Annotated in this window: 11 protein-coding genes; 3 read left to right on the top strand and 8 right to left on the bottom strand. The window is 56.5% G+C overall.

The genetic code is table 11. The features are described from left to right. Window positions 1-70: 70 nt before the first annotated feature. From Poly21_RS21800 to yidD, 6 genes are all read right to left on the bottom strand, one after another. On the bottom strand, window positions 71-2,230 hold the full coding sequence (locus Poly21_RS21800; protein ID WP_146409159.1) for a hypothetical protein: 2,160 nt from the start codon (window positions 2,228-2,230) through the stop codon (window positions 71-73). Next, window positions 2,227-3,501, bottom strand: a complete 1,275-nt coding sequence (locus tag Poly21_RS21805) for a M16 family metallopeptidase (RefSeq protein ID WP_146409160.1) — start codon at window positions 3,499-3,501, stop codon at window positions 2,227-2,229. Before Poly21_RS21805 ends, Poly21_RS21800 begins: the two co-directional genes overlap by 4 nt. Next, on the bottom strand, window positions 3,494-4,816 hold the full coding sequence (locus Poly21_RS21810; RefSeq protein ID WP_146409161.1) for a M16 family metallopeptidase: 1,323 nt from the start codon (window positions 4,814-4,816) through the stop codon (window positions 3,494-3,496). Before Poly21_RS21810 ends, Poly21_RS21805 begins: the two co-directional genes overlap by 8 nt. 190 nt (window positions 4,817-5,006) lie before the next feature. Beyond that, window positions 5,007-6,416 carry a tRNA (N6-isopentenyl adenosine(37)-C2)-methylthiotransferase MiaB gene (miaB, locus tag Poly21_RS21815; RefSeq protein WP_146409162.1) on the bottom strand — a complete coding sequence of 470 codons (1,410 nt, stop codon included), beginning with the start codon at window positions 6,414-6,416 and terminating at the stop codon, window positions 5,007-5,009. Between the two features lie 131 nt (window positions 6,417-6,547). Then, on the bottom strand, window positions 6,548-7,051 hold the full coding sequence (locus tag Poly21_RS21820; RefSeq protein ID WP_146409163.1) for a putative molybdenum carrier protein: 504 nt from the start codon (window positions 7,049-7,051) through the stop codon (window positions 6,548-6,550). Window positions 7,052-7,102: 51 nt separating this feature from the next. Next, on the bottom strand, window positions 7,103-7,381 hold the full coding sequence (gene yidD / locus Poly21_RS21825) for a membrane protein insertion efficiency factor YidD (RefSeq protein WP_146409164.1): 279 nt from the start codon (window positions 7,379-7,381) through the stop codon (window positions 7,103-7,105). 14 nt (window positions 7,382-7,395) lie between these two features. On the opposite strand from yidD, the gene Poly21_RS21830 reads away from it, so the two are divergent. The 3 genes from Poly21_RS21830 (at window position 7,396) to Poly21_RS27830 (ending at window position 10,345) form a co-directional block, all read left to right on the top strand. Beyond that, complete coding sequence (locus Poly21_RS21830) at window positions 7,396-7,986, top strand: gamma carbonic anhydrase family protein (protein ID WP_146409165.1); 591 nt, start codon at window positions 7,396-7,398, stop codon at window positions 7,984-7,986. A 75-nt stretch (window positions 7,987-8,061) separates the two neighbouring features. After that, on the top strand, window positions 8,062-10,008 hold the full coding sequence (locus tag Poly21_RS21835; RefSeq protein ID WP_146409166.1) for a sulfatase-like hydrolase/transferase: 1,947 nt from the start codon (window positions 8,062-8,064) through the stop codon (window positions 10,006-10,008). 181 nt (window positions 10,009-10,189) lie between these two features. Beyond that, entirely contained in the window at window positions 10,190-10,345 is a 156-nt protein-coding gene (locus Poly21_RS27830) for a hypothetical protein (protein ID WP_302120106.1), read from the top strand. Here the strand turns inward: Poly21_RS27830 and Poly21_RS21840 are convergent. After that, entirely contained in the window at window positions 10,342-10,908 is a 567-nt protein-coding gene (locus tag Poly21_RS21840) for a hypothetical protein (protein ID WP_302120107.1), read from the bottom strand. The genes Poly21_RS27830 and Poly21_RS21840 overlap by 4 nt on opposite strands. A gap of 347 nt (window positions 10,909-11,255) precedes the next feature. Beyond that, on the bottom strand, window positions 11,256-11,729 hold the full coding sequence (locus Poly21_RS21845) for a hypothetical protein (protein WP_146409168.1): 474 nt from the start codon (window positions 11,727-11,729) through the stop codon (window positions 11,256-11,258). Between the last annotated feature and the right edge of the window lie 23 nt (window positions 11,730-11,752).

Consider the following 11,752-nt stretch of genomic DNA (forward strand, 5'->3'; position numbering starts at 1 on the left):
TCGCAATCTGAATAGTGCCGCATGAGGTGGTGTGGTTGTCCGTGTTCCGACCGCCACTGCCACGAGGATGTTAGGCCTTGCGGATGAAGTGGGAAGCATAGCTTCGCACTTCGCTGCCATTGAGCACGTGGACCATTCGTAATTGCTGAACCTCTTGGTCGCTAAATGAAGTCAACGGTACGTGCACGAGTTGTTTTTTAAAACGTCGCGCCAGGCGTCGCCATCCTGCCCCGGGCGGGAGGCCGCTCATCAGGGCGATCTGGCGGCATCGCGAGTGCATGCAAGCCGCCGCGATCAATCGCTCTTCGAGCGTCTCGGTGAAATCCAGTCTGCGATCGATCCAAATGTCGCGAATCGGCGTTGGCGGATACAGGAACATCGCGCCGCCATAGGTGCCCAAACCGATGCCTGGGCCGACCATCTCTTTCGTGAAATCGCTAGCAAAGAACGCGAGCGTCGATTCCCATTGATGCTCGGCAAACCATGTCGTGCGCCAGGGGTAGTCGCGAGGGTCTGCGGGGGAGTCAAACAGCATCAGGCAGGCATCGAGCTTTCCCCGACTGGGTGGGATCACACGCACATAGATTTGTTTCTCGTACCAATGGCGGAGAGTGTCCCGAATGTCGATGCCGTCCTTGACGCTTGTGGTGAATTTCTCTGTGCGGGCCAGGTCTTGGCCCATGATCGCCTGAGCCCGTTCGCAGACTCGATTGCGGAGCATTTCGATTCGCTCATCTTCAGGTGGAAAGCTACACTGCGAATAGGGATTCCAGTTGTATTCCCAGCGGTGCTTCTCATCTTGGGACGGGCGGCGGTGCAGTGAGAGTGTTTGCCACGTCAGTGGAGGTCCAGGCAAACGATTGACGAGGGAGACGATTTCGCCATCGGGCAATCGCCCTTGATCAATTCCTAACTTCACAGTGGGTGAAGCGACGCCCTCCCAGGGATACGCTGAATCGGAATCGCCTTGAGCAGCGTCGAAGGCGGCCTCGGGTTCGAACGCGACTCCCTGATCGGGTAGTTTGGTATCAGTGAGTTGTTCATGAAAAGGAATGTTGGAAGAATCTGGTGCACCTTCTTCGAGATCCTTTGAGTCGGTATCAGGCTGCTCGGTTCGATCACGATCGATTCGATACTGGTTGGCAATCTCAGCAACATGGAGTGCATACTGATCCCCGAGGATCTGTTGGCACGCGGTGACGATCGTGACCATGTCCGGCGTCATCCGGCGATGCACCAGCGAAAGATTACGGATGTACTGAAGGCATTTTGACAACAGCAGCGGTGTGACTCGTCGCGCTCGATTGCCAAATTCGGCGAGGTAGCTCTGCTTGGCAGCGATCAAGAGTTCCTTGACACCATCAATCTGGAGATCCTCGTCTTCCTCGAGTTGCGCCCGGGCACGTTCGTACAGTCCTGTAATGAAGGGCAATTCGCCGAACAGAAACAGCAACGTTTTGGGGTCGACGGCGAAGGTCTCTGGGGGCTGAACATAGTCGTGTTCGAACGACTCCAGTGACCGTCCCCGGCCCTCTTTGAGCAATCGATGGGCCTCGCGAATCCAAGGCCAATCCAGCACACTGGTGACGAGTAAGATTTGTTGGTTGGTGCGGGCGAGATCAACCAGACGGGCCGCCATGTATGCCATTCTCTCACGCGTCTGATCATCGCTGGGTCGCGGGATGCTCGGCAAAACGGCGGCGGCAAATTTCTCACAACGAACATGGCGAACCGCATAGGGATCGGGCATGACGGTGGAATAAGGCTGGAAGCGATTTGTTTCTAAATCAATAAACTCACGCCGAATATGTTCTCCCATGGCAGCCCGGATCGCCATGATGACACCCTGGCAGGGATCGATGGGGACATAGCTTGTCGGGATTTCATCTGGTGACTCGTCGTCAAAATCAGCATCGAAGTCATCGCCAAAATCACTGGATTGGTCTGTGCCGAAACTATCACCAAACTCGTGCTCGGCGCTGTAGGTCGACTCGTAATTCGGCGTTGGTCGCTGGATCACGATCGATGGCTTGGGAAGTTCCAAGACCGCTTGTTCGACGCACTGCCGGAACGATTCTGGCAGCGATACGGCAACACAGTCGAAGCGGTGTTCAAGCAGAAACCGACGCGTCAACCACGCGAACTGACCACTGCCATGAATGATCGGCAGGATCGTCGTGCGATCATCGAGCCGCAGCAGTGGCGGCACGTCGGTGCTACCAAGACTCATGGGGTTAAACTCGGTTCGCTGATCGGCTGGATGATTTCGGCGGACGCAATCACCTCGGTCGCTTCACTGCAGAGGTAAGTGCGCGCCGCAGCCTCAATCGCATTGATATCGACGCGTCGGTACGCATCGAGCCGATCGTCGGTCGAGAGATATTCACGGCAGCACAGCCAATGACTGCCCAAGCCAAAGAGACGCTGGGCCGGACGTTCCGACGACATGATCACGCCCGCGACGGTGCGATTGATAACCTGGTCCAGTTCGGCTTGCTCGATCCCTTCACGCACTACGAAGTCAATCGCGTCATTCATCAAGCGAATGTTTGAGTCCATTTGGTCGGGTGTGCAAACAAGATAGGAGAACAACGCGCCCGTATCGGCGTACTCCTGCGGCCACATCGTGGCGACTTCGGCGCGTCCGGTGTCAATCAAATCCCAGAATAACCGGCTGCCACCATCGTCACCGATGATTGACGCGAGCAATCTCATCGCGAACCGATCCGGTGACGCCATCGCGGGACCGCCCGATAAGGTGACGCGGTAGGCTTGGGTCGCATCAGGAATGTTCAGTCGTGGATTTAATTCCACGCCTGCTGGAACGGTATCGGGATTGTCGCTTGCCATCGGCGAGGGGCTCGGAAGGTCGTTCCACTGCGCGGTTGCCTGGCTGGCTTGATCAACCAAGTCATCAAAGTCCACGTTGCCGGAGGCGGCGAGCACCATATTGGCGGGGCGGTACCGGGTGCGGAAATAATCACGCATGGTATCGACGTGCATGGACTCAATCGATGCGGTTGTCCCTAGCACACGGCGTCCGAGGCCACGTGGTCCATAGCAACATTCCATCACGCGTTCAAACGCACCAAATGGTGGTTGATCTTCGTACTTGGCAATCTCCTCCAGGATAACGTGCCGCTCCATCTCGAAATCCTCAGCGTCTAGGCGAGGACGCATCATGTCCGAGAGCAGGTCAACCATTCGCCGTTGGTACTTGGGTAGAACCGCTGCATAGTACACCGTTTGCTCTTCGCTGGTGTAGGCATTGCTCTGGCCACCAAGTTCGTCGAGCTCGCGATTAACATCGGCGGCGCTGCGACTCGCCGTGCCCTTGAACATCATGTGTTCGAGGAAGTGACTCAGTCCGGACTGGGCGTCGGTTTCATCGCGAGCACCGGCGAGAACAAAATATCCGATTGCAGCGGAATAACCTCGGTTGTCAATGTCGGCAACTACTTGCAATCCGTTGGGCAGAGTAGCCGTGCGAAACTCACTCATGGTTGGCTCCTGATGTGCTGGTTGCCGCTGTGTCTGCTGGATTCGCCTGCTCGTTCCACACCGCACCCCCGGCGAGCGGTTCCGAGCCGATCGTAACAATGCGGAATGACTGCGGCGAATGCTGCTGAAAATATTCTTTAATCTGATCGAGTTGAATCGATTCAATCGCGGATTCAAGTTCCTCGGTTGGCATCACGCGGCCAAGTTGGAATTGATCCGACGCCATTGAACCGGCGCGCGAACCGGCTGACTCTTGCTCCATGATCAGACTGCTCTGAATTCGCACCTTCCAGCGTTCCAGTTCATCCTCAGCGAGGTCATCGCAAAGATGCTGAACTTCGTGGAGGGTCAAGTCGAGTGTCTGCTGGGCGCGCTGCGGAGTTGTTCCAGCGTAGCCGAATACCGCGCCGGTGGCGGGGACGACGTTCCCAGCGGCATCGGTGCTGGGAACCATCGAATGCGTGGTAGCCCACACGCTGTAACAGAGTCCATGTTGCTCACGCACGCGATCAAACAGTCGGCTACTCATCCCGTCGCTGAGGATGCCCACGCCCGCTCGCATGACAAAATAGTTCGGGTGGCCGTAGGGGATGTTGTCGTAGGAAAAACCGATGTGAGTTTGGCTACTGGGCAGTTCAATATACTCGTGGCCTTCGATTGGCTGCGGAGTGGGAAGGCCCGCCCATGTGCCCGTCTTCCAATCGGCGAACGCGGCATCAACCGCATCGGAGATTTCGGCTTCGTCGAAGTTACCAGCGATGGAAAGAATGCTGCTGCCGGCGTGAAAGTGTTCGGTATAGAAGTCGCGGACCTGTTCCATCGAGAGCGACTCTAAACTGGTTTCATTCGCGATAGCGCTGCGTCCCAGAGCAATCCCATATTGGCGTTGGCGAAGCCGCCGCATCAATCGCTGAGTGGGCTCGTCTTCATTGGCCAGCATCTCCTGACGCAACATCAGCTTGGCATCTTCAAACTGATCGATTGGCAAATGCGGGCGGCGGACCAGATCGGCGAGTAGTCCAATCGAAGGTGCCAAGGAATCCGCTGGCATTGCCGCCGAAAACCCCGTCATGCTCGTTGACGCGGACCCACTGGAATCGATGCCAAGATTGTCTTCGGCGGCGACAAATTGCCGGCTGTTGTAAGCACCTGCTCCCCGCTGAATCATTTCCACGGTCAGGGAAGCTAAGCCGCATCGCGAACGCGCCGCCACGCCATCCTCGCAACCCTGGATCTCAGCAGTCACGCCGCCGGGCATCCAGAAGGTATAGGCGGCGGTTCGCAACCAGGGCATCGGTTGCCAAAGGACGGTCATGCCATTGGCGAGGCGCCGCGTGCGAACAGGTGGGTTACCAGTGGTCGTGTCGAGAGCAGTCAGGGCGATGGCTCCGGGTTGGAGTGGGAGAGTGGGAGAGTGGGAGAGTGGGAGAGTGGGAGAGTGGGAGAGTGGGAGAGTGGGAGAGTGGGAGAGTGGGAGAGTGGGAGAGTGGGAGAGTGGGCTGCCCTTACAACCCGATCGACACAAGTTCGACGGTGCGAACGCGTCCGATCAGGGTATGGCTACTGGCGTCATCCACTTGGATATCAAGCATTTGGCCAGCTTGGCGGCGGTTACCATCAAAGACCACGATGCGATCGCAGTGGGTCCGTCCGGTCATTTGGACTGCTGCTGCCTCCGGATCGGCCTTTGCCGACTTCTTACTGGGGCCTTCGACGAGTACCTCGACCGTGGTGCCGATGAGCTTCTCATTATCTTCACGCGCGACCGCGTCTTGAACGGCCAATAGCTCGTTGTTGCGGGCCGCTTTGACTTCGCGGGGCACGTCATCTTCGAGCCGTTCCGCGGCTTTCGTGCCACCCCGCACGCTGTACTGGAAGATAAAGCTATTCTTGAACCGGCAACGTTCAATGAGCTTGACCGATTTCTGGAAGTCTTCATCGGTTTCGCCGCAGAAACCGACAATGAAATCGCTGCTCACCGCGGCATGGGGTAGAATTCGCTCGATACGTTCGAACATTTCCATGTAGTCACCGACCGTGTAGCCGCGTTTCATCCGCTTCAGGACCGTGTCGCTGCCACTCTGGGCGGGCACGTGCAGGTAGGGGGAGCACTTCGGCAGATCTCGCACTGTCGTCAGCAACCGCTCTGTCATGTCTTTGGGATAGTTCGTGACGAACTTGAGACGGTCGATACCGTTGATCTCATGCAGCTGTTCGAGCAAACCCGCCAAGTCCGTGTCGCCGTCCTCCGAGCGGTGGCGATAGCTGTTGACCGTTTGTCCGAGCAGCGTGATTTCGCGGCATCCTTGTTCTGCTAGAATGCGTGCCTCTGACAAGATCTGGGCTGGTGAACGGCCCTGTTCAGGCCCGCGCGTATTGGGCACGACACAATAGGTGCAGAATTTGTCACAGCCAATTTGGATGCGCAAGTACGCCTGAAATGGGGTCGGACGCATCGATGGGTCACGCAGCGGGTCAAAGGTCTCGTGCGACCTCGCCACGGTGGCTTGTTTGCCGTCTGTTCTCGCTAGCGACACCGCCATTTGTCGCCCTTGGCCGGAGTCGATATTCGTGATCAATTGTGGTAGAGCATGGAGTTGGCCAGGGCCCACGATCATATCGACGAACGGCGCTCGGCGGAAAATGACTTCCTGATCTTTCTGAGCCATGCAGCCGAGCACGCCGATTTTCTTGTCAGGGTGGCGGGCCTTCGTATCGCGGAGTTTCCCCAACGCGCTGTACGTTTTTTCCTCGGCCTGCTCACGAATGCTACACGTGTTATAGAGCAGCAGGTCCGCTTCGGCGGGCGTTTCGACAACACGGTAGCCGTGGCGTTTCAGGTCGGCCACAACCATCTCGCTGTCGAGCACGTTCATCTGGCAGCCGACGGTCTTGATATATACGGTTTTGGTCATGGGAATCGAATATTACGTCGGTGGGGCGCGAAAACAGGGGGCTCGGCGGGGCCGTGCTCAGCCCTAGGATAACCGCCGGTGCCCGATCTCCGAAAGAGTGCCATGGTCAGGGCGGCATCGTCAGTCAACAATCACTCCAACGCGGCGACCAGCAAGGTGCAGGTTGCGTCCTGAATGCCTTCGGCATTGCTTTCCCGCGGTCCGGCGACGTTGAGTATCTCGGGACGGACCTCATTGAGCCAATCAATAATTTTATTTCTTGCGCGGGACGCGTTCCCCATCGAAACGCTCAAATCCGGCTTGCCAATCTGCCGGCATAACCGCTGGGTCAGCTTGGTCCCACCCGTCATCCGTCCCCGATACAGAATCAAGGTGGCGTCCGAATCCCGTACGTTTTTTTCTGTACGGTGCGGGTAGTAACGCGAACTCAGTTCGACCAGCTGATAGCGGGTCGGAACCTGTCCATCCTCGGCCAGACGACCCGCTGGACACCAGCCACCATGTTCGATCCCCAACGCCAGGGCCGCGTCAAGAGCCCCGCGATCAACCCCTGTTTGGCCTCCCGAAACGATTTTCCTCGGAACGAACCGTTCCGGCGCGGGGTCGAACTCGGCGAACAGGCTGGAAGAATGCATGACGTTAATATAGCGAGACGGATCCTTGGCGGGGAGCGTCCACCGAACGGTTCACGGCGGATCGTAGCCGCCAGGGTGCCACGGATGGCAGCGGCAGATTCGCTTCACAGCCGCCCAACTGCCGCGAACGGGGCCGCGCTTGCGAATTGCCCCGATCGCATAGGAACTGCAGGTGGGTGTGAAACGACAACTGGGGCCCGTCAACGGACTGATGAACATCTGATAACTGCGAATGGCCGCGATCAAGACTTCCCCCATCCCCCGACGCAACCACCTCAGCGGCGGTGAACCGATCGGTTTGGTATCATCTTGGTTTTCGTTGCTGTCCATCGACCCATCATCCCATGAAACCAACCGAAATTGAAGCCAAAGTGAATGACGATTCCTCAAACCCATCCCCACGGGAGATCGTCGTGGGGCGGGAAGCGGATCTTTCGTTGATCGACGCATCCGCTTTCGTGGCGCAGAATGCTACTGTGCTGGGTGAAGTTCGGATTGGCGCCGACGCGAGTATTTGGTTTGGGGCGGTGATGCGGGGCGATGCAGAGCGGATTGAGATCGGCCCCCGCACGAACGTTCAAGACCAGTGCGTGTTGCATGGCGACCCCGGCCTTCCCTGCGTGCTCGGGGCGGACGTGACCATCGGACACTCAGCGGTCGTCCATGGTGCGACGGTGGAAGACGAAGCGCTGATCGGAATTGGTGCGATTGTCCTCAATGGCGCTCATGTCGGACGCGGCGCGATTGTCGCTGCCGGGTCGCTGGTTACTGAAGGGACGGTGATTCCCGCCGGCATGCTGGCGGTGGGCAGTCCTGCGAAAGTGATCAAACCCGTCGGAGAGTCACTCGCCAATCGCTGCCGAGAGAACACTCAACACTACGTTCGCCTGGGTGCGAAATATAAAGCCAAATTCGCCGAGCAAGAGATTGCATAGCCGACTGCCGCTCGGGTTTCCGAGCCGATCTCAAACCACTCTGTTATTCATCCAGTCATCAGCCACAGACTCACGATGCTCTCGAAACTCACCGCCTCCCTGCTGGCGTTGGCAATCTCCTCTGCCATCTCCCTCCACGCTCAAGAAAACCAGGACGGCCTCCCGAGAAAGAACTCTCCTCCGAATATCTTGCTCGTGGTCGCTGACGATCTAGGCTATTCCGATCTCGGTTGCTTCGGCGGCGAGATTGATACTCCGGCACTTGATGCGCTGGCGACCGACGGCTTGCGGTTTACAAATTTTCACGTCAACCCGATGTGTGCCTTCACGCGCACGAGTCTGATGACGGGGCACACGCACTATCAATCCGACAACTATCGTCGCTCTGTCCCGATTGCCAAGATCATGGCGAACGCGGGCTATCAAACAATGATGTCCGGAAAATGGCATCAGCCCGGGCACCCCATGGATGCTGGCTTTGAGCAGTTTTATGGGTTCCTTGAAGGACAAATTGATTCTTGGACCGGCGTCGGATACGGTCACGAAACCATTCGCGAGGGTCGCAGCGATCCGCAGCCAGTCCCCGACGGTTGGTACAGCACCGACGCGTTCACGGACACCGCCATGAGCCAAATCGATGGGGCCATCGATGCCGGGCAGCCGTTCTTTAGCTATGTCGCCTACAACGCGCCCCACACGCCGCTGCACGCGCCACGAGAGAATGTAGAAAAATATCCATCGCGATACCGCGACGGTTGGACCGAGCTGCGCAAGGCAAGATTTGCCAGAATGCAGAAACTGGGGTTGCTCGATGAGCGATATCATTTGACCGATCCGCAAGCCGAGGTTCGTCGCTGGGACGAACTGCGCGATGTCGATCGCGAGATTGAGGCCGAGCGGATGGCGGCATACGCGGGTATGGTCGACCGACTCGATCAAAATGTTGGACGGCTGATCGCGCACTTGCGAGCGAGAAAGGTGCTTGAAAATACTCTCGTTGTGTTCATTTCGGACAATGGCGGCGACTATGGCAACGGTGACCCAGACACCTACGCCAGTCAGAAACCGTGGCAACCAGGGACTCATCCGATGGTCAGCAATGGTTGGGGGATGCTGAAGAACACACCATGGAATTGGTACAAGCACTCGATGGCCGGCGGTGTGCGAGTACCCATGATCGTGCATTGCCCCAGTTTGGTGGCGCATCGTGGAGGCACTATTTTAAAGCACAGGTTACACGTGACGGATTTGTATCCCACGTTTATCGAATTGGCTGGTGAGCACTATCCAGACGACGATCATGGTCGCTCCTTGGCTCCGCTTTACGGCCGTTCGATGAAGCCGCTATTTAGCGACGCATCGCTTTCAGAAACTGCGATCCACGATGAGATTTTTTGGTTTTTCGACACGACGACGAACCAGCGTGGACTCGTCTCGGGACAATGGAAAATTATCAGTATCAATGACAGTCCTTGGTTGCTCTATCACGTGGCACTTGATCCTGCCGAAGCGACAGATTTGGCGGCAAAGCAGCCGGAGAAACTTGCTGAGCTCGTGAATCGCTGGCACGAGTTTGCCAAACATGAAATTGTGGCGCCGCCGGGCGCGCTGCAGCCTGTTGCCCAGGACCGTCAAGGCTGGGGGCTGCACCGCTGTCGGATGGTCTTTCCTAAGCTGCTGACCGTGTCGCCGGCTGAAGCAGCCATGGATGTGGAGTCGAATATTAATATTGAACTCGAGTTTGCGGGGACGGCGGATTTCTCAGGCACAGCTCACAAACAGCTGCAGCTCTATTGCGTCTCCGACCCAACGACTCCGATCTGGCATTCGGACCCCGATGAGCATTCAAGTTGGCAGGGGAAGCGGCGGCTCGTCTTTAACGATCTACCCGCTCTACAGCCCGACACCACCTACTTCCTAACCTGCGACCCTGGATGGGTGAAGATTGACGGCCAACCGAACGGCCCGCTCAATGACGGCGCCTATTGGTGGCGATTTCGCACAGAAGCCGGGCGAGACTAAGTTGGCGACAATTCCGACATCGTTCCGGTTGCCGAGGAGAGCTCGTCGGTTTTCAATCCTAGAACCTGCAGGTAATTCGCCCATAGGTTGCAGAGGGGTGGGGAGTTTTACGGATCGAATTTCAGATATTGATCATGCTGAAAGTGACCTCAACGGCAATCACTGGGAGATTGGAGTTGCTATGACTCGACGTGTTGCCCAAGTTGGATCCTATCAAGATCGCGGTTTGATCAAGCAGGATTCGCTCCGCTTTCAGCTGACTCAGCTTTGCACTTACCACACCGATCAGGGAGCGGCCGTGCGGTTCACTATTGGCGTTCGTAACGGTGACGTCTAAGCCAGCTTGAATCGCTTGCGACGAACCGTTTCCATGCCGCAGACAACGATCACTAACCAAATTGCCATAGTCGCGGGCTCTGGAACGGTGCCAGAAGTGAGAGTATCCGGTGTCGAACTCAGGTAGAGTGAGGCGTGCGACAATCCTTTGCTTGAGAGAGCCTGAGTCAAGAAGTTTAGAGACGAAATCTCTTGGCTGGAATTGAACAAGTAGAAAACAAAGCCACCTCCCTTAGCGACCTTATTGCCAGCTTTCAAACTAACAACGAACGGCCCTGTTATCGGTGATGTCAGACTCAGAGATCCGGAAGAGTTTTTTAGGTCTGTCGAGGTAATTCCGGTGCCCGACCCCGAAGTTGAGCCTAACCATTTCCAATCTGCGTCGAACCCCAACGCGACGTCGAAAGAATCGCCGCTGGCTGAATTGAGAATGCCCTCGCCAGTTGCGCCGCCACCTTGTTCATCGTTGCCATCGAACGGCCCTATCGCGGCGAGTGCATTGTCCCCTCCGGCGGTGGTGACATCGGAGATCATGACGCCCGCGTTCGCATCAGAAACTGGCAATCCAGCAACCACTAAAAACGCGCAAGCAAGAACCCACCTCACATCGTATTTGACGGATTTTGCAACGGGAGTTAAACCTGAACGAGTCAGCTGTTGAATCACAATTGGACAATGGGTGAAAGAACGGAATTTAAAAATATTTGTATTTTGCAAGCTGACTTGACGCTTCTCAACGCGGCCGCACTCTCGAAAGTCCCAACGAGCAAATTCGTAGAGAAATGTTGGATCGAGAAATGCGGTTAGCGCACTCTTCATTTGACATTGTACACACAAGCGTCAGGTCGCCAATTAGTTAGCATTGGCCCAGTCCTGAGTCGCCGGCGGTTCGAATGTCATAAGATTGCGGGTCAGTAACGTGTAAACGGGCACGCAATCGCGTCCGTACCCATTAATGTGTCCATAAACCTCACATCATCTTTACCTGGGATAAATCCTTCGTTGACGGTCGGAATGATTGCTGATGAGAATTTCTGCAGCCTGTCTTCGATAGCACTCATCGGGCGAGGATCATCCGCAGGTGGCGGGATTGTTTGGGTGGAAGCATAAGGACTGCGTTGGCGCCAGCTGCCCCTGAAGTGGCGATTGCGCGACATCTCTGTTGTCGGTCTCCCTCCCGGTGCAATCGCTTTCGCAGCGCGACATTGGTGGCTGATACTAGCCACAGGAGCTAAAGGTGGCTGATTTTCCGACAGCTTGGACGAGTTTTTCGCGCAGAACGATTTTAACAAAAAATTTGAAAAAACTTGCATGCTGCGCCAGCAAGGGGTAGGTTCTTCCCCAAACAGGCCGATAGTGGCAATTTGCCACGGCCTTTTAGTCATTCGCGTTTTTCTCTGAATCAAGG

It is taken from the genome of Allorhodopirellula heiligendammensis (assembly GCF_007860105.1).
GTDB lineage: Bacteria > Planctomycetota > Planctomycetia > Pirellulales > Pirellulaceae > Rhodopirellula > Rhodopirellula heiligendammensis.